Origin of the sequence: Kaistia adipata DSM 17808 (genome assembly GCF_000423225.1) — a bacterium.
Classification (GTDB): Bacteria; Pseudomonadota; Alphaproteobacteria; order Rhizobiales; family Kaistiaceae; genus Kaistia; species Kaistia adipata.
The window spans coordinates 519191-537618 of the sequence record NZ_AUHO01000010.1; the positions used below are offsets into that span (position 1 = coordinate 519191).

At 67.4% G+C, this 18428-nt stretch carries 14 protein-coding genes and 1 tRNA gene; 8 read left to right on the forward strand and 7 right to left on the reverse strand.

Features of this window, described 5'->3' with window-relative positions:
• Positions 1–120: 120 nt before the first annotated feature.
• The gene (locus G539_RS0111315; RefSeq protein WP_029075305.1) at positions 121–1317 is read right to left on the reverse strand and encodes a CobW family GTP-binding protein; all 1197 of its coding nucleotides are present in this window, start codon (positions 1315–1317) and stop codon (positions 121–123) included.
• Positions 1318–1333: 16 nt separating this feature from the next.
• Positions 1334–2641 (reverse strand): D-alanyl-D-alanine carboxypeptidase family protein, encoded by a 1308-nt coding sequence (locus G539_RS26700; protein WP_051231298.1) that lies wholly within the window; start codon positions 2639–2641, stop codon positions 1334–1336.
• Between the two features lie 378 nt (positions 2642–3019).
• On the opposite strand from G539_RS26700, the gene G539_RS27040 reads away from it, so the two are divergent.
• Both G539_RS27040 and G539_RS0111330 read left to right on the forward strand, forming a co-directional pair.
• Entirely contained in the window at positions 3020–3697 is a 678-nt protein-coding gene (locus G539_RS27040) for an urease accessory protein UreE (protein ID WP_245576861.1), read from the forward strand.
• A gap of 87 nt (positions 3698–3784) precedes the next feature.
• Entirely contained in the window at positions 3785–4954 is a 1170-nt protein-coding gene (locus G539_RS0111330; protein WP_029075306.1) for a M20 aminoacylase family protein, read from the forward strand.
• Here the strand turns inward: G539_RS0111330 and G539_RS0111335 are convergent.
• A complete protein-coding gene (locus G539_RS0111335) occupies positions 4912–5931 on the reverse strand; it encodes a TerC family protein (RefSeq protein WP_029075307.1) in 1020 nt (339 codons plus the stop codon). The two genes, G539_RS0111330 and G539_RS0111335, sit on opposite strands and share 43 nt — an antisense overlap.
• 262 nt (positions 5932–6193) lie before the next feature.
• Between G539_RS0111335 and ilvD the strand changes: the two genes are divergently transcribed.
• Positions 6194–8050 (forward strand): dihydroxy-acid dehydratase, encoded by a 1857-nt coding sequence (gene ilvD / locus G539_RS0111340; RefSeq protein ID WP_029075308.1) that lies wholly within the window; start codon positions 6194–6196, stop codon positions 8048–8050.
• A 171-nt stretch (positions 8051–8221) separates the two neighbouring features.
• Positions 8222–10048, forward strand: a complete 1827-nt coding sequence (locus tag G539_RS0111345) for a tetratricopeptide repeat-containing sulfotransferase family protein (RefSeq protein WP_029075309.1) — start codon at positions 8222–8224, stop codon at positions 10046–10048.
• 33 nt (positions 10049–10081) lie between these two features.
• Here G539_RS0111345 and G539_RS0111350 read toward each other — a convergent pair whose 3' ends face one another.
• Together G539_RS0111350 and G539_RS0111355 are read right to left on the reverse strand one after the other, a co-directional pair.
• Complete coding sequence (locus G539_RS0111350; RefSeq protein ID WP_051231300.1) at positions 10082–11584, reverse strand: M48 family metalloprotease; 1503 nt, start codon at positions 11582–11584, stop codon at positions 10082–10084.
• 3 nt (positions 11585–11587) lie between these two features.
• Positions 11588–12403 (reverse strand): thermonuclease family protein, encoded by an 816-nt coding sequence (locus G539_RS0111355; RefSeq protein WP_156911940.1) that lies wholly within the window; start codon positions 12401–12403, stop codon positions 11588–11590.
• 320 nt (positions 12404–12723) lie between these two features.
• Between G539_RS0111355 and G539_RS0111360 the strand changes: the two genes are divergently transcribed.
• Together G539_RS0111360 and G539_RS0111365 are read left to right on the forward strand one after the other, a co-directional pair.
• Positions 12724–12800 (forward strand) — tRNA-Arg (locus G539_RS0111360).
• A 336-nt stretch (positions 12801–13136) separates the two neighbouring features.
• The gene (locus tag G539_RS0111365) at positions 13137–13823 is read left to right on the forward strand and encodes an outer membrane protein (RefSeq protein ID WP_029075312.1); all 687 of its coding nucleotides are present in this window, start codon (positions 13137–13139) and stop codon (positions 13821–13823) included.
• A gap of 129 nt (positions 13824–13952) precedes the next feature.
• Here G539_RS0111365 and G539_RS0111370 read toward each other — a convergent pair whose 3' ends face one another.
• Together G539_RS0111370 and G539_RS0111375 are read right to left on the reverse strand one after the other, a co-directional pair.
• Positions 13953–14753: a hypothetical protein gene (locus tag G539_RS0111370; RefSeq protein WP_029075313.1), complete on the reverse strand. Its 801-nt coding sequence runs from the start codon at positions 14751–14753 to the stop codon at positions 13953–13955.
• A 253-nt stretch (positions 14754–15006) separates the two neighbouring features.
• Positions 15007–15711, reverse strand: a complete 705-nt coding sequence (locus G539_RS0111375) for a GntR family transcriptional regulator (protein WP_245576862.1) — start codon at positions 15709–15711, stop codon at positions 15007–15009.
• A 490-nt stretch (positions 15712–16201) separates the two neighbouring features.
• Here G539_RS0111375 and G539_RS0111380 point away from each other — a divergent pair, with 490 nt between their 5' ends.
• Together G539_RS0111380 and G539_RS0111385 are read left to right on the forward strand one after the other, a co-directional pair.
• Complete coding sequence (locus G539_RS0111380; RefSeq protein ID WP_029075315.1) at positions 16202–17254, forward strand: sugar phosphate isomerase/epimerase family protein; 1053 nt, start codon at positions 16202–16204, stop codon at positions 17252–17254.
• 21 nt (positions 17255–17275) lie between these two features.
• A complete protein-coding gene (locus tag G539_RS0111385) occupies positions 17276–18418 on the forward strand; it encodes a Gfo/Idh/MocA family protein (protein WP_029075316.1) in 1143 nt (380 codons plus the stop codon).
• Positions 18419–18428 lie beyond the last annotated feature (10 nt).

Genomic DNA, 18428 nt, shown 5'->3' on the forward strand with positions numbered 1-18428 from the left:
GTCAACGACCCCGGCCGGTTTCGGTTCCGTGCATTTTTCCGGCTCCGCGCGCGTCGATTGCCCTCGCCGGCGCGGCCATGCCGGGTCGATCCCGGGCGGTAGCGGCGGGGCGGCCGGGCCTCAGGGCTTGAAGGTGCCGGAGAAGCCGGAGATGGCGAGCGGATTGTCGGCGATCGTCGCGGCGTCGGCGGTGTCGCTCTGCGGCAGGTCGGAGAAGGCGCCGACGATGGCGCGCTCCGCCGCCTCGGAGAGGTCGCGCACGATCAGAACCAGACGAGACCGGTGATCCGGGCTGGGCCAGGCCGGCAGGCGGACGGGCGGATGGAAGACGGTCTGGGCCGCCTGGACGACGAGCGGCCAATCCGGCGCATCGGCGGTGGCGACCAGGCCCTTCAGCCGCAGCAGGCTGGCGCCATGCTCGCGCACCAGGCGGTCGAGAAAGTCCTCGAGCGCGGGGCGGGCGATCGGCGTCGTCCGCGTCGCGGTGAAGGAGCGGATGCGGTCGTCGTGCCGGTTGGCGTCGTGCGCGTGCTGGTGCCGGTGCGACGCATCGTGGTGATGGTGATCGGGATGGTCGTGACCATGGTGATGATGATGATGGTGGTGGTCATCATCATCATGGGCCTCGGCGGCCAGCCATTCGGCCACGTCGGCGATCTTGCCTTCCGTCGAGAAGGGCTGAGTGTCGAACAGGAAACGCGGCTCCGCCTCGCCGCCAGCGGCGTCGAGGATGCGCGCGCCGGGGTTCAGCGCGTGGATCCGTGCCACGATGTCCGGGTCGGCGCCGGCGAGGTCGGTCTTGGTCAGCACGATGCGGTCGGCGACGGCGATCTGCTTCACCGCTTCCTCGGACATGTCGAGGGTCTTCGCGCCGTTCACGGCGTCGACGACGGTGACGACGCCGTCGAGCCGGTAGCGCAGCGAGAGATAGGGGTGCAGCAGCACACTCTGCAGGACGGGCGCCGGATCGGCGAGACCCGTCGTCTCGATCACGACGCGGTCGAGCCGGTCGATGCGATGGTTGTCGCGGGCGCGGAGCAGGTTCTCGAGCGTCGTCACCAGCTCGCCGCGAATGGTGCAGCAGAGGCAGCCCGAGGAGAGCTCGATGATGCCGTCCTCGGATTCGCCGACCAGCAGATGATCGAGCCCGATCTCGCCGAACTCGTTGACGATGACCGCCGTGCCGGCCAGCGCCGGATCCTTCAGCAGCCGGTTGAGCAGCGTCGTCTTGCCGGCGCCGAGGAAGCCGGTCAGCACGGTGAGAGGGATCGGCTTTGGGCGCTGGCGCGCCGGCTGGGGGAGGGCGGAATCGCTCATCATGTTGCCGCCGGGGCTATTGGGTGATCGCGAGCGTCGATTCCGGCAGGGGCGCGACATCGGTCGAATCGAACGGCACGCCGACCTCGATCTTCGGCTTGGCCGCCGGCTTGGCGGGCACCTTCTCCGTCGCCTTCGCCTTGACCGGCTTCGTGCGCGGCGTCGGCTTGGCGGCGGATTTCTTGTCGCCATCCTTCTTGCTCGCCGCCTTGCCGCCCTTCTTCTTGGCGGCCTTGGCCGCGGCGGCGGCCTCGGCGGCCGCGATCTCCTCGGCCTCGGCCTCCTGCGGCGTCAGGAACGTGCCATCCGGCTTGCGGACGCCGAGGATCGAGACGACGATCGGCTCCATCAGCTGGACGCGCGGCTGCAGCGCGCTCGGCAGGGCGGCGTTCTGGCCGCCCTCGGCCTCGTGCTCGCCGCGATCCTTCCGGCCGCAGATGTCCTGGCGCATGTTGATTGCCTCGGGCACGGGCGAATTGCCCTTGTAGCTCGCCAGCGATGGCCGCGCGCCGGTCAGGGCGAGGCTGCCGAAGCTCTGGTTCATCAGGCGCGCCGCCAGCTCGGCGCGGTCCTTGCCGTTGGGCGCGCCGAGCACGACGGCGGCGAGCGTCTTGTTGCCGCGCGAGGCGGTCGCCACGACGTTGAAGCCGGAGGCGCAGATGAAGCCGGTCTTCATGCCGCTGGAGCCGGGATAGCGCTCGAGCAGCGTGTTGGCGGATTTGAGCACGCGGTTGCCGGAGCGGATCGCGGTGATGCCGTAGAGCTCGCGGCGCTCGGGAAACTCGGTCCAGAGCGCGCGGGCGAGCACGGCGAGATCGCGGGCGGTGGTGTACTGGCCTTCGCCGGGCAGGCCGTTCGGATTGACGAAGCGGGTCGAGGTCATGCCGAGCCGGGCCGCCTCGGCGTTCATCATCGCGACGAAGCCTTCCTCGCTGCCGCCGACGGTCTCGGCGATGGCCATGGCGATGTCGTTCGCCGAATGGACCATCATCATCTTCAGCGCATTGTCGAGATCGATGATGGTGCCGACGCGGTAGCCCATCTTGCTCGGCGCCTCGTTCAGCGCGTGGCGCGAGACGACGACCTGGCTCGACATCTTGAGGCGGCCGTCGCGCAGCGCCTTGAACACGACATAGGCGTTCATCAGCTTGGTGATCGAGGCCGGGTACCACATCTGGTGCGGGTTGCGCTCCGCCAGCACCTTGCCGTTGTCGAGGTCGACGACGATGTAGGGCGTTTCGACCGCCGTGGCGGCGCTCGTGCCGATGCCGATCATCAGGAACAGGGCGAATAGCCGGGCGATCGATCGGGTCACGAAATGCATATCAGGCTTGTCCGTATCGGGGGATCGCGAGGGCCGGCAGCACCGGCGCGTCGGTTTTGAATAACCGATCTCGGCGGCGCTTGGCAAAGCGACGGATTGTCGGGTCGCGCGCGGCTTCGCGAAGCCCTTGGAATATGGGCCGAAATGGCGATATCGCGAGCGCACCGCCGTCCGGTGGCGCGGCGCCCGGCGGTCCGGTTTTTGGCCGAGACTCAGCGCGGCGCCGGGAGGCGCGGCCGATCGAACGTGGAATTCCGCTGCGGAATGTTCTAGAACACGGGCGGGTCTTGGGTTCGCGAACGTGCTTCGCTGCGCTTGCCGTGCCGGCGTGCCTGTCGCGCCTCCGGAAGGCGTGGCTCTTTTCGAAGAGGCGCCGAAATGATCCGCGCAACCGCCGTACTTCCAGCTGGCTCCTGGAGCGGGGCTCCTGCCGACAGCGTCTTGCTCGACTTCGAGGCGCGGCATCGCCGGCGCGTCGTCATGTCGGCGAAGGGTGGCGTCTCCTTCCTGCTCGACCTGCCCGTCGCCGTCGGCCTGAGGGAGGGCGACGGCTTGCTGCTGGAGGACGGTCGCATCATTGCCGTCGAGGCCGCCGCCGAGCCGCTCGCCGAAATCACCGCGCCCGACCCCGCGACGCTTGCCCAGATCGCCTGGTATCTCGGCAGCCAGCAGGTTCCGGTCCAGTTCATGGCCGCGCATCTGCGCATTCGGCGCGACGCCCTCATCGAGGCGGCGCTGGCCGAGCGCGGCATGCGGATCATGGCCGTGATGGCGCCTTTCGATCCGGATGGGGGCGCGCCGGGCCCGAACTGGCGCCGGGGCGGCTTCGCGCAGTCGCAGGGTTTCGTCTACAGCCATGGCTTTCACCGGCAATCCGGCTCGCAGCAGCAGGGCGGGCACGGCTTCGCCGAGGCGTTCGGCGATGCCCATGCGACGAGCCGGTCGCCGACGCATTCCTATTCCGCCGCGGCCAGCCACACAGAGAGCCCCTCGGACGACCCCGAGCGGCGCAAGGCCGGCGACGGACCGGAAGGCGGCGATCGTCGGCCGGACTGAACTGTTGGGCGAGCGCGATCCGGCTCGTGATTTTTTGCTGCAGCGCCGTTAAGCTGGGACTTCGCGTTGTAACCTGCGGAGTTCCGAATGCCGATCATCAACCGTCTGGCCGAGTATCAGGACGAAGTCGCTGCCTGGCGCCATGATCTGCATCGTCATCCGGAGATCCTCTACGAGGTGCATCGCACGGCGGAGAAGGTCGCGGAGCGCCTGGCCGAGTTCGGCGTCGACGAGGTGGTGACGGGGCTCGGCCGAACCGGCGTCGTCGGCGTGATCCGCGGCAAGCGCGGCGCCGGCGGTCGCACCATCGGCCTGCGCGCCGACATGGACGCGCTGCCGCTGACCGAGGTGACCGGCAAGCCCTATGCCTCAACCGTGCCCGGCAAGATGCACGCCTGCGGCCATGACGGCCATACGGCGATGCTGCTCGGGGCGGCGAAATATCTGGCCGAGACGCGCAATTTCGACGGCACGGCGGTCGTGATCTTCCAGCCGGCTGAGGAGGGCGGCGGTGGCGGCAAGGCCATGATCGACGACGGGCTGATGGAGCGCTTCGGCATCGACGAGGTCTATGGCATGCACAACATGCCCGGCCTCGACATCGGCCAGTTCGCGATCCGCCCGGGCCCGATCATGGCGGCGACCGACGAGTTCAACCTCGTCATCACCGGGCATGGCGCACATGCCGCCAAGCCGCATGCGAGCATCGATCCGATCGTCGTCGGCACGCAACTCGTGCAGGCCCTGCAGACGATCGTCTCGCGCTCCGTGGATCCGCTTGAATCCGTGGTCGTGTCGGTGACCAAGTTCCATGCCGGCGAGGCGCACAACATCATTCCGGAGACCGCCTGCCTCGGCGGCACCGTGCGCACGCTGACTGGCGAGATGAGGGACCTGGCGGAAAAGCGCATCCGCGAGGTCGCGGCCGGCATCGGTGCCGTCTATGGCGCCGACATCGCGGTCGACTACGACCGCAACTATCCGGTGACGGTGAACCACGCCGACAACGCCCGCTTTGCCGCCGACGTCGCCGCCGGGATCGTCGGCGCCGAGCGCGTCGATCGCGACGTGGCGCCGATGATGGGCGGCGAGGACTTCTCCTACATGCTGGAGAAGCGTCCCGGCGCCTTCATCTTCATCGGCAATGGCGACTCGGCCGGGTTGCACAACCCGGCCTATGATTTCAACGACGAGGCGCTGCCGATCGGCGCATCCTACTGGGTGCGGCTGGTCGAGACGTCGCTGTCGCCGGACTGATCGGCGATCTCGACCTCGTTGCGCGTCTTCCAGAGCGACAGGAGGACGCCGGCGGCGAGGATGCCGATGGTCGAGCCGAGCGACACGAAGGTGTTCACCGGACCGACCAGGTGCGTCCAGAAGATCTTGCCGCCGACGATCACCAGCACGAGCGCGAGCGCGTATTTCAGGTAGTCGAAGCGGTGCACCATCGCGGCGAGCGCGAAATAGAGCGCGCGCAGGCCGAGGATGGCGAAGATGTTCGAGGTGTAGACGATGTAGGGGTCGGTCGTGATCGCGAACACGGCCGGCACGCTGTCGACCGCGAACACGATGTCGGCGATCTCGATCGAGACCAGCGCCAGGAACAGCGGCGTCGCCACCCGGTGCACCTTGCCGTCGGGCTTGGTGACGTGGGTGAAGAAGTTGTGGCCGTCCAGCTTCGGCGAAACCGGGATCACCCGCCGCACCAGCTTCAGGATGCGGTTGTCCTCGATGTTGATCGGCTCGTGGCCGGAGAACATCATCTTGATGCCGGTGATGATCAGGAAGGCGCCGAAGAAGTAGAGGATCCAGCCGAAGGAGGAGATCAGCGCGGCGCCGAGGCCGATCATGATGGCGCGCAGCACCAGCACGCCGAGAATGCCCCAGAACAGCACGCGATGCTGATAGGCGCGCGGAATCGCGAAGGCGCCGAAGATCAGCGAAATCACGAAGATGTTGTCGAGCGCCAGGCTCTTCTCGACCACGAAGCCGGTCAGGAACAGCATGCCGGATTCGGCGCCGAGATCCCACCAGACCCAGGCGCCGAAAAGCAGGGCGACGCTGATGTAGAAGGTGGAAAGGATCAGGCTGCGGCGAATGCCGATCTCGTGGTCGCCGCGGTTGAGGACTCCGAGGTCCAGCACCAGCAGCACGACGACGACGCCCATGAAGAGCGTCCAGGCGGCAACGGAATGGCCGAGAAAATCGGCGGCGAAGAGCGAAGCTATATCCATGAATCACGAGCAGATGCCGCCGGGGCCAACAGGCGTTAATGGGTCCGACATCACGGTGGGCGACGCACCGCCAGAGGGGCCCGGACCCCGCTCGTACGGTTGAAATGGCACCGGAGCGCCGGGTGCGCAAGCCCGGAAGCTCGAAATTATCTCGACATCCCGGTATCTTTGGTGCAACCAACCTAACGACTTCCACCCTCGGAGGCGCCATTCGCTCGGCGGCGCCCAAAGGAGGGAAACCGCTGCAGATCGAGGGTTCACAATGCCTGCCTATCGTTCCCGTACCTCCACCCATGGCCGCAACATGGCCGGCGCGCGCGGCCTCTGGCGCGCCACCGGCATGAAGGATGGCGATTTCGGCAAGCCGATCATCGCGGTGGTGAACTCGTTCACGCAGTTCGTTCCCGGCCACGTCCACCTGAAGGACCTCGGCCAGCTGGTGGCGCGCGAGATCGAGAAGGCAGGCGGCATCGCCAAGGAATTCAACACCATCGCCATCGACGACGGCATCGCGATGGGCCATGATGGCATGCTCTACTCGCTGCCCAGCCGCGAGGTCATCGCGGACTCGGTCGAGTACATGGTCAACGGCCACTGCGCCGACGCCATGGTCTGCATCTCCAACTGCGACAAGATCACCCCCGGCATGCTGATGGCGTCGCTGCGCCTCAACATCCCGACGATCTTCGTCTCCGGCGGCCCGATGGAGGCCGGCAAGGTCGTGCTGTCCGACGGCAAGCTGCATGCGCTCGACCTGGTCGACGCCATGGTCGCCGCCGCCGACGAGACGGTCTCCGACGCCGACGTCAAGCTGATCGAGCAGAACGCCTGCCCGACCTGCGGCTCCTGCTCGGGCATGTTCACCGCCAACTCGATGAACTGCCTGACCGAGGCGCTCGGCCTGTCGCTGCCCGGCAACGGCTCGACGCTGGCGACGCATGCCGACCGCAAGCGCCTGTTCGTCGAGGCTGGCCACCAGATCGTCGACATCACCCGTCGCTACTACGAGCAGGACGACGAGAGCGTGCTGCCGCGCAACGTCGCCTCGTTCGGCGCGTTCGAGAACGCGATGACGCTCGACATCGCCATGGGCGGCTCGACCAACACCGTGCTGCACATCCTCGCCGCCGCGCATGAGGGCGAGATCGATTTCGACCTCGACGACATCGACCGCCTGTCGCGCCATGTTCCCGTGCTCTGCAAGGTCGCGCCGGCCAAGCAGGATGTCCACATGGAGGACGTGCACCGCGCCGGCGGCATCATGGCGATCCTCGGCGAACTGGCCCGCGGCGACCTGCTGAATCTCGACCTGCCGACCGTCCATTCCTCGACCATGGCCGAGGCGATCGCCCGCTGGGACATCCGCCAGACCAACAGCGAGAGCGTGCGCGAGTTCTACCGCGCCGCGCCGGGCGGCGTGCCGACGCAGGTCGCCTTCAGCCAGGACAAGCGCTGGAGCGAGCTCGATCTCGACCGCGAGAAGGGCGCCATCCGCGACGTGCCGAACGCCTTCTCGAAGGATGGCGGCCTCGCCGTCCTGAAGGGCAACATCGCGCTGAACGGCTCGGTGGTGAAGACCGCCGGCGTCGACGAGTCGATCCTGAAGTTCACCGGCCCTGCCGTCATCTTCGAGAGCCAGGACGACGCCGTGCTCGGCATCCTGAACAAGAAGGTCAAGGCCGGCGACGTCGTCATCATCCGCTACGAAGGCCCGCGCGGCGGCCCCGGCATGCAGGAGATGCTGTATCCGACCAGCTACCTGAAGTCGCGCGGCCTCGGCAAGGCGTGCGCGCTGGTTACCGACGGCCGCTTCTCCGGCGGCACCTCGGGCCTCTCGATCGGTCACGTCGCTCCAGAGGCTGCGGCCGGCGGCGCCATCGGCCTGGTCGAGGAAGGCGATACGATCGAGATCGACATCCCGAACCGCGTGCTGCGCATCGTCATCTCCGACGAGGAACTCGCGGCGCGCCGCGCCGCCATGGACGCCCGCGGCAAGGATGGCTGGAAGCCGGTCAAGCCGCGCAAGCGCAACGTCACGACCGCGCTCAAGGCCTATGCCGCGATGGCGACCAGTGCCGACAAGGGCGCGGTCCGCGACGTCAGCCGCTTCGACGTCTGAGCGAAGCAACGACCATGAAAAAGGGCGCCTCGGGCGCCCTTTTTTGTTGCAGCTGGTCGAGGCTGCGTTGAACCGGATCCCGCCGCCGTCCACGTGCCCGCTGGCCGATCGGCGCGCAGCTGCTAGAGTGCCGGGACCGGGTCTCGACGTCGAGACCGGTTTGGCCATGGCATGAAGACCCCGACCCGCTTCCCGACGGTGACGTCGCCCATTCTCGCCGCCGCGCCGCAGAGCCGGCCCGGGTCGCTGCCGCACATGTTCCGGCAGGCGGCAAGCCTCGCCGCAAGGCGCCAGTTCACCGAGGCGGACGCCCTCTATCGCGGCATCGTCGCGCAGGCCCTTGCCGATCCGCGATTGCTCGCCGGCGCCGGTATGGAGATGATCCGGCATCGGCGCTTCGACGACGCGGTATCGCTGCTCGAACCGGCGCTGCGTCAGAACGGCGGCTCCGCCGAGTTGCACAACGGGCTCGGCTTCGCGCTGACCGGCATGGGCCGCCTGGACGCGGCGATCCGGCACTACAAGCTGGCCGTCAGGCAGAAGCCCGTCCTCGCCGACGCGCACAACAATCTCGCCTATGTCCTGCAGCAAGTGCAGCGCTACCCGGAGGCGCTGGCCGCCTGCGACCAGGCGATCGCGCTGCGGCCGGCCTATCCGGAGGCGCACAACAATCGGGGCAACGCCCTGCGCGCGCTGGGACGGCGGGGCGAGGCGGTTCTGGCCTATGGCGAGGCGCTTTCGGCCGATCCCGCCTTCGCCGACGCGCGTCGCAACCTGGCGACCGGACTGGTCGGGCTCGGCTATGCCGGCGAGGCCATGACGGAGCCCGCGCTGCCAGCCTCCCTGCTGGAGGATGTCGAAACGCTCGTCCTGATCGGGCAGCTCTATCTCGGCTCGGACAATGGTCACGCGGCTCTGCGCATCTATGAGCGCGCGCAGCTTTTGGATCCGGACAACGAGCGGGTGGTCTACGGTCTCGGGCGGGCTCATGCCCAGCTGCACCGGTTCGAGGCGGCCGCGCGCCTGTTCGAGGGGCTGCTGGCGCGCGGGATCCGGTCCGGCGAGATCCTGGCGCAGCTTGCCGACCTGCCTCCGGAGGTCGTGCGGATCGATCTGCTGGCGGCGTTCGCCGGGATGCGCGGCCAGAATGACGAAGCGCAGGGCCTCCTCGATTTCGGTCGCGCCGTCGTGCTCGACCGCGCGGGGCGCCATGCGGAGGCATGGGCGATCATCGAGAAGGCGAACGCCGTCTTGTGGCCGTCGAAGCGGACGGCGCGACAGCGGGAGGAGACGCGGGAAGCCGAAGCTCTGGCGCGGCTCCGGTCGTCGTCGGTCCGGGGCGGCCTGGACGCCGCGGGCCCATGCTCCACCCTCGTCATCCTCGGTGCGTCGCGCGCGGGCAAGACGACGGCCGAGACGCTGGCCGCCGAGCTGCCGGGGGTCGAGCGCGGCTACGAGAATTCCCTCATCGGCGATTGCTGGCGGCTGACGCTGAACCGGCACGCCCTGCCGGATGACGGCGAGGCGGACGACCTGCCGGAGCCGCTCCGACAGACATTTCGCGACAGCTATCGCGCCGCGACGGAACGGGCGGGCAGGCCGGGGACGACGTTCACCACGACCAATCCCGGCCTGATCCATCGCGTCGCCTTCCTGGCCGAGACGCTGCCGGGCGCGCGCTTTGTCCTGGTCCGGCGCGATGTCGACGACACGGTCCTGCGCATGCTCATGAAGAGCTATCGGAGCGGCAACGCCTACGCCTATGCCGTCGAAGCGGCGCGCGCCCATGTTGCCTGGTATCTCCGGATGATCGAGGAAGTGGCGCGGATCTACCCGGATATCAGCCTGGTCCTGTCCTATGAGGCGATGCTCGCCGCGCCGGACAAGGCGCTCGACGCGATCGCCGCCCTCTGCGGGTTGCCGAGGCACGACGGCGCGATCGCGCGGCTTCCCGACGATCGCGGCTGCGCCAGGCCCTATTCGGCCTGCATGGGATAGGTCCGATCCGGTGCGGGCGGGCCGCGCCGAAGCTCAGTCCGAGACGATCTTGACCTTCTCGCCCGGCTTCAGCGCCGCGCCCGGCTTGATGTCGTTCAGCGCGCGGAAGAGATCGGCCGGCCGGTCGACGCCCTGCATTCTGCGGGCGAGGCTGTCGACCGTGTCGCCGGGCCGGACGGAGACGACCTGGATCCGGAGCGGCTTCAGCGCGGCCGCTTCCTGCGGCGACAGCTTGCGGAAGCTCTGCACCGTTTCGGTGGCGGCCTGGCCGAGGCCCGGCGTGTCGCTCTCATTGGCGAAGATGAAGCGATAGGTGGCGTTGGCGCCGACGCGGATGACGGCGATGCGGAACACCCAGCCCTTCGCCTCGGCGCGGGCGGAGGCCGCCTCGAGGCCGTTGACGGTGAAGCTCTGGATCGAGTTGCGGTCGAGCCCGTTCACCCAGCCAGACGCGATATAGTCGGCGAGCGGCGTGCCGGCCGGCAGGTTGGCGCCGTCGAAGCGCAGCGCCGTGCCGTCGGGGGCGGTCGCCAGCACCGCATCGGCGGTGTTGTCGAGCACGAAGCCGCTCGGCACGGTGAAGGCGACGCCGAGGGTGGGATGGTAGAAATTCTTGCCGCGGACGAAGCCCTGCGAGCGATCGTCGCCATAGAGCATGCCGTCGATGCCCTGCAGGTAGCGGTCGCGGTCGACCTCGCCGATGCCGGGGGCGCCGAACTGGCGGGCGGCGCGGACGGCGAAATCGACGCGCTGCGGCGTCGCCGGATGCGAGGCGAGGAAGTCCGGCCGCTTGTCCTGCACGCTGCCGGCCGACTTGTAGCCGGCGAAGCGGCCCATCAGGTCGAGGAAGCGCGAGGCGGCGAAGGGGTCGTAGCCCGCCTTGCCGATGGTGCGGACGCCGATCGCATCGGCTTCCAGCTCCTGCTGCTGCGAGAAGGCGGCGAGGTTGCGCTGGCTCGAGGCGAGCGCCAGTTGGCCGGCATTGCCGTCCTGCAGCACGTCGGTGACGACCCGGCTGACGATCATCGCCGCGCGCGCCTTGTCCTGGCGCTGCATGGCGTGGTTGGAGGTGACGTGGCCCATCTCGTGCGCGATGACGGCGGCGACCTCGGAGGAATCATTGGCGAGCGCGAGCAGGCCGCGCGTCACGTAGAGATAGCCGCCAGGCAGTGCGAAGGCGTTGACCGAGGGCGTGTTCAGGATGGTGATGCGGTAGGACTGCGACGGGTCGTCCGAGGCCGCGACGATGCGGCCGACGATGCGGGCGAGCGTCTTCTCGAGCTTGTCGTCGTGATAGATGCCGCCGAAGCTCGCGACGATGCGGGGATGCTCCTGCGCGCCGATCCGCGCCTGCTCGGGATCGACAGGCGGCGGCACGGCGGCGCCTGCCGTGGTCTGGGGCGGGCCATAGGTCTGTTCGAGCACGGTCGTGCAGCCGGCGAGCAGGAGTGCCGCCGTGACGATCGTCGCCTTGCCGAGAAGCGCGCCGCGGGAGCGCGGACGCTCCTTATCCAACTGGGCAGTGAATGCCGTCATTCGTCACCATTGGTCCAGCAGCTCGAGCTGTTCCGGGTGCGTCACCCGCATGCTCGGTCCGCCGTGCCTTTCGATCCAGCCCCTCAATCTGACTCGTTGCCCCGTCAGCGTTTCCACGCCGATGCCGCCCTCCGCGAAGGCGGTGATCGCCTCCGTGGTCAACACGGCCGTGAAATCCGTCGACCAGTCCCGCCCGAAATCGAGATAGGCGATCGGGCCGCGCTCGCCGACTGAAACCACGCGTCCTTCAACCAGATCATATACATCGTGCCGGCTTGCAAGGGCCGGATCGGTTGCAGGGCGGATGGCGTAATATGGATCGCTCCAGACGCCAAGCCCCGATTTGCGCGCCTCCCGTTCGACCTTCATCAACGCGCCGACGCACTGGCGATTGTCGGCGAAGGAATAGACGCGGGCCAGCCCCTGCGACAGCATGGCGCTCTGCGCCCAGACCGGGTCTCCCTGCTCGGGCAGGATCGTCACATGCGCCAGCGCCCGGTTGTATCGGTCGCGTCGCGTGCCGCCATAGCGAAGCTGCGCCGCCTTGCCGAGCGCGATCGTCTCGAGCGCCGCCTTGGCTTCGGTCGCGAGCGGCCAGGCGATGAAGCCGGGCCGGCCGAGCGGCAGCTTCGGCGCCTGCATGCCGACGAGGCGCACCTCGAGCTGGTTGTCGAGCACCAGCGTGTCGCCATCAATGACATGGGTGACGACGCCCGCCTCGCCATCGACCAGGCTGCATTGCTCCAGCCCGGCCAGGCGTTCGCCATGCCGGCCGGTTGCCGCGGCCTGCGCCTCGGGCCTCCCCGTCGATGCCGTCATCATCGCTCCGATCATCGCCACAACCCCGAGCAGGCTGCGCGTCACGGCGCCCCGCCGGCGTGCCCGTCGCGGGACGGCCGGGGCGGGAGCGGGGTGGGCGGAACGGGGCTCGGCGGTCCACATGCCGGCATGGTTGCATCACGGAAGCGTGTTGGAAACAGGGCGCCGTCGGCGCCATGCACAGGCCGTCCGCGGTTCCGCGGCCCGTCCGGGGGGTTCGCGAGATTCCTGACGAACACACTTGAAACCCGAGCGACAATCGGACCATAAGCGTGTCGCCCATGGCGCGCTCCGCGGGCGCATGGCATGGTCTGGCGCATGTCCCGGTAGCTCAGCAGGATAGAGCAACGGTTTCCTAAACCGTAGGTCAGGGGTTCGAATCCCTTCCGGGACGCCATCCTTTTCTAAAATTCTGAATTGATTGAGCTATTCGCTCTGGTTCCCGTGCCGGAAATCGAGGCGGGGGCGAGCGGTTGCTGCGCGCGCGTGCAGATGCTCGACAGGCAATCATCGTCGGATGGAGCGGACTTTCATCCGCCGCAGCAGAGCGCATCGGGGACGGGCTGGAACCTTCTGCTGGCGTGGGTCCGCGGTCGCCTGAGCAATACTTCTGGATATCCGAAAACAAGCTTGTACGCGAACAGGCCGCTCCACATAGTCGGCGTCGGAACAGGAGCGGCTCCCAGCGACAGGGGGGCCTGAACGCATGCGGCGCGGCGGTAGGAGTTTTGACTTGAGTCTTCGTGCGTTCAGGGCCGTCTCGACGGCATTCGGCGTTCTGGTCTCGACAGCCGCACTGGCCGATGACGTCGCCCCTCAGTGGACCGGCTTCTATGTCGGAATCGGCGCGACCGGCAGCCATCTGCAGACGGAGCAGTATTCGCCGGCCCAACTGGGATATGCCGGGTATCCAGCAGCGAATTACGGCGGCTGGCATCTCTACGGTCTTCTGCAGGCCGGCGCCGATCTGCAGTGGGGCGATGCCGTGCTCGGCCTGAGGCTGCGGCACGAGATGACCGGATCCGATGGCGACCACTTCCTGAAGGTCGATGAGGTCGTGTCGTCGAACGCCGTGGCCATCACCACGCTCACGGCCCGCATGGGCTATCTGGTCCAGCCCCGGATGCTGGTCTACGCGAATGCCGGCCCGGCATTCGGCCAATTCAATTACGCAAGCGTCGATGAACGCTGGAACCTGGTTGACGCCAGCCTCGACGCCACGCGTGTCGGCGTCGCCGTCGGAGTGGGTACCGAGTATCGCTTCACCGAACACCTGTCGGTGTTCGCCGAATACAATCACACGAAATTCTCCAAGGACCGCTCGACCTTCAGCTATGGCGATGTTTACCCGCCAAACTGGACCTACGAGTTCAAGCATCGGCTGGACTCGGTCCAGATGGGCATGAACATCCGCTTCTGAGCCCCCGGCGTCGGCGTGCGTCCGCGCCGCGCGGCCTTCAGCCCAGCTCGAGGCGCGTTCGCCACGCCGGAAATGCCTGGCGCCGTTCGGCCGTGGCGGCGCGCTGCGCTTGCAGGGTTCCGCAGGTCCCTATTTCAGCGTCTCGAGGATCGCGTCGACGTCCCGGCAATCCTGTTCGGACGGCGTCGATCCAGCCCGCGCGTCGATCGCCATCGCCGCGTCATGCGCTGTCTTGACCCGGGCGATCCTCGTCGGGGACGGGTCCTTCATCAGCAGGTTGGAGCTCCGCTCGACAACCGCGCCGGTGCGGCGGTTGAGCGCCAGCTCGGTGCAAGCTCCGGCTTCCGAAGCGGTGTCCTGTTCCTCGGCGCCCGTGGCTGAAGCTGCGCCGGTCGCCAGCAGGCTCACGGTCGAAATGGCGAGATCGCAGGCGGGAGCGAATTGCTCCGCCTTGTCTTCCCGATAGATGCATTCGAAATTGTAGGCCTTGCCATCGTGCACGGTGAAGACATAGCGATTGATCGCGACGTTCCCGAACCGCTTGTTGGTGAACACCATGTCGACGGCTGGCTGGCCGAGCATGGTGGTCATGGCCGAGGATCGGAACTTGATCGAAGGCAGGACGGCTATGGCCTTCGTGAATTCGTCGACGATTGCTTGGCGATTCGCCTCGGTCGCGTCCGCGATGTCGCCGGGATCGCGCGGCCCGAGGAAGGTGACGCGCACATCGCCATTGTCCATGCTGGAGGCGGTGACGCCGGTGGCGTCGCCGGTCCCGTCCGCGAACATCGAGTCCAGTGCGAAGCCCTGCGGATAGTGGAAACGGTAAGACCCATCGGCGGCTTCGAAGGTCTCGGGGGACTGCGCGAAGCTCCAGGTCGGCGTGACGAGGACGAGCGCCAGCAGCGCGATGCGAACGACGAAAGACATGGGTTTCCTTGATGTGCGGCCTGCGTGGATGAACCCGCCTCCTTCCGGCCGGGTTCATTGGCGGAGCGAGGGGCTGCTCCGAAGGTCGGGCGGTCAAATCCCGTTCTCGCTCGTCGCGGGCAGATCGCAACGCCGTCTCCGCTTGCCGAAACATCGGATGGGCGCGGTTCGACCGGTCGCGACGGGATGTCGCCGGGAGTCTCGCAGGCGACGTCGCGGGGGAGCAATGCTGCATCGCGCACGGGGCGAGGGCTCAGTCTGCGGTCGGCTCCAGGATGTCGCCGATGAGGCTCAGCGTGTTGCGCAGCGAGGTGTCGAGATGCACGCGCATCGCCTCCATCGCCCGCTCTTCGTCATGGGCGGCGAGCGCCGTCAGGATCGCCTGGTGCTGGGCGATCGTCGTCTCGCCGGAGCCGGGGCGGGGCAGTGCGAGGTAGCGGCCGCGATCCATCTGCGCCTTGGAGATGTCGACCGCCCGCCACAGCATCGAGAAATCGTTGATCTCGGCGATCGAGCGGTGGAAGTCGTCGTCGAGGCGGATGGCGTCGGCATAGCGCTTGCGAGCGATCGCGGTCTGATGCTGGCCGATGATGTCCTCGAGTGTCTCCACGTGCAGCCTGGTGATCTTGGCCGCGGCGCGGCGCACGCTTTCGACCTCGAGCGCGTTGCGGATGACATAGGCCTCTTCCAGCGCGGCGCGCGAGATCTTGGCGACGAACGTCCCCGTCTGGGCATAGACGTTGATCAGGCCTTCGTCGCTCAGCCGCTTGACCGCCTCCCGGACGGGGGTGCGGGAGACGCCGAGCTGCTCGGCGATCTCGACCTCGTTGACGGATTGTCCGGGGCGCAGTTGCCCGATGATGATCAGCGTGCGGACGAGCTGATAGATCTGGTCGCGCAGCGGCGACTTGCGATCGAGATTGACCAGTTGCAGCTGCAGCAAAGCCGGTTCCACCACCCGTTCAAATCCTCCCAAATCATGCGCGCTACGCCTTCGCGGAACCAGGGTTCCGGGCCGCGTTCCGGCCGGCGTCGCGCTTCACTGTTATATTAGTATCGTCCCTGCCCGCAAGCCGGTCTCCACGAGCGATTGCTCGCCGCCTGCCGTCGGGGATTCCGGGCAGAATGCCCGAGACGCAGTCATTATCAACGATATCGTCGATAAAACCAGAGTGCGATAGTCAAGAATTGTGCATTTGACCGTGGTGCCAACTCTGCGTTGAATGCGACTTGACACGTTACACTAATATAACAGACAGTGACGCTGCGTTCCGGCCCATGGAGGTTGTGGTCGAAGCGCGGGGGAGGCATTCGCGCACGGCGATACGCTGAACGGAGCCCGCGAGGGCGACCGGCGGAGGCGTGTGCCCGTGCGGCGGCCCTAAGACCTTCTCCGGCCTGCAGGAGGGGCCCGCTTGGCGGCGCGGTCCGAGAGGGAGGAAGAGTACGTGGCGGATCAGAACAACTTTCCGAAGCTGCACAACGCGGCATGGCCCGGCGTCGTCGGCAAGGGCGGCGAAGGTGGCGAGCCCATCATTCCGCTGGACACCCTGTTGGAGCTGACCGCCAAGGCCGAAGTCGACGGCCAGAAATTCGACGGCATCGATCTCTGGCTGGCCGATCCGCATCTCTCGATCGACAGCGACAAGGACCAGGTCAAGCGCATGGTCGACCACATCGCGAGTTACGGCCTGAAGGTCGGCTCGTTCGTGGCGCCGATCTGGGCGGGCGCCGGCGGCGGCTCCGCCATGGGCTCGGCCGACGATCGCAAGCGCTTCGTCTCGCAGGTTCGCAAGGCGGCGGCAATCGGCCAGCAGATGCGCGAGCTCGGCATTCGCCCGACCGGCGGCATCCGCATCGATTCCTCGACCGGCGTCGGCGACTGGGACAAGGACCCCGTCGGCAACACCAAGATCATCGCCGAGACGTTCCGCGAGGCCGGCAAGGCGGCGCAGGACCATGGCGAGTTCGTCGTCGCCGAGGGCGAGATCTGCTGGGGCGGCATGCAGTCCTGGCGCGAGAATGTCCGCCTGCTCGAGGAAGTCGGCATGCCGGGCGTCGTCGGCTACCAGGCCGACATGGCGCATTCGATGCTGTTCACCCTCGGCTACAACGCCGAGAAGGATCGCCTGCTCCCCGAGGGCTATGACTGGAAGGACCGCTCGGTCCTTGACGCGGCCTACAAGAAGGTCGCCGACGCGCTCCGTCCCTGGACCTATGATTTCCACGTCGCCCAGAACGACGCCACCGTGTTCGGCTCCGGCGATCACGAGAAGACCGGCCGCCACGTCCAGGTCACCGATCCGAACGGCAAGCTCGATGTCACCAAGCACGCCGGCTACTGGCTGCGCGACGGTGAGGGCAACCTGACCAGGAAGATGCGCCACATCGCCTGGGACGGCTGCATGTTCCCGAATTCCGTGATGACGGCGCAGCAGACCTGGAACGACGTTCTGGGCGCGATGATCAAGGTGCGCGACGCCCATGGCTGGCGCGAATAACGGTTCCGGGGAAATTTGGAAATGACCAAGAAAAAGCTCAATATCGGCCTGGTCGGCGCCGGCTTCATGGGCCGCACCCATTCCAATGCCTTCCGCCAGGTCGGCCAGTTCTTCAGCAACGAATACGAGCCCGTCCTCAAGGCGATCGCCACGCGTAACGCCAAGGGCGCCGCCGATTTCGCCGCGAACTGGGGCTATGAGAGCTCCGAGAGCGACTGGCGCAAGCTGATCGAGCGCAAGGATATCGACCTGATCGATATCGCCAGCCCGAACGACACCCATGCCGAGATCGCCATCGCGGCGGCTGAGGCCGGCAAGATGGTGATGTGCGAGAAGCCGCTCGGCCGCAACGCCGCCGAGGCGGAGAAGATGGTCGCCGCCGTCGAGGCGGCCGGCGTCGCCAACATGGTCTGGTACAATTATCGCCGCGTGCCGGCGGTGACGCTCGCCAAGCAGATGATCGACGAGGGCCGGCTCGGTCGCATCTTCCACTATCGCGCCAAGTTCCTGCAGGACTGGACGATCTCCGCCGACGTGCCGCAGGGCGGCATGGGCACCTGGCGCCTCGACGCCAGCGTCGCCGGCAGCGGTGTCACCGGCGACCTGCTGGCGCATTGCATCGACACCGCGCTCTGGCTGAACGGCGGCATCGACAGCGTCACGGCCGCGACCGAGACCTTCGTCAAGCAGCGCTCGCATGCGGTCAGCGGCAAGGTCGAAGAGGTCAAGATCGACGACGCCAGCGCCTTCCTCGCCCGCTTCGAGAACGGCTCGCTCGCAACCTTCGAGGCGACCCGCTACGCCCGCGGCCACAAGGCGCTCTATACGCTGGAGATCAATGGCGAGAAGGGCTCGATCGCCTGGGACCTGCACGATTTGCACCGGCTGCAGTTCTTCGATCATGGCGACGACGGCCATCTGCGCGGCTGGCGCTCGATCCACATCACCGACGGTGACCATCCCTATATGGGCCATTGGTGGGTGCCGGGGCTGCAGATCGGCTACGAGCACAGCTTCATCCACCAGGCGGCGGATTTCCTCGACGGTCTCGCCTCCGGCACGCCGGCCGCGCCGACCTTCCGCGACGCGCTCAAGACCGACTACGTCACCGACGCGGTGCTCGCCTCGGCCAAGTCCGGCCGCTGGGAAGCGGTCAAGAGCTGAGCGGCGGAAC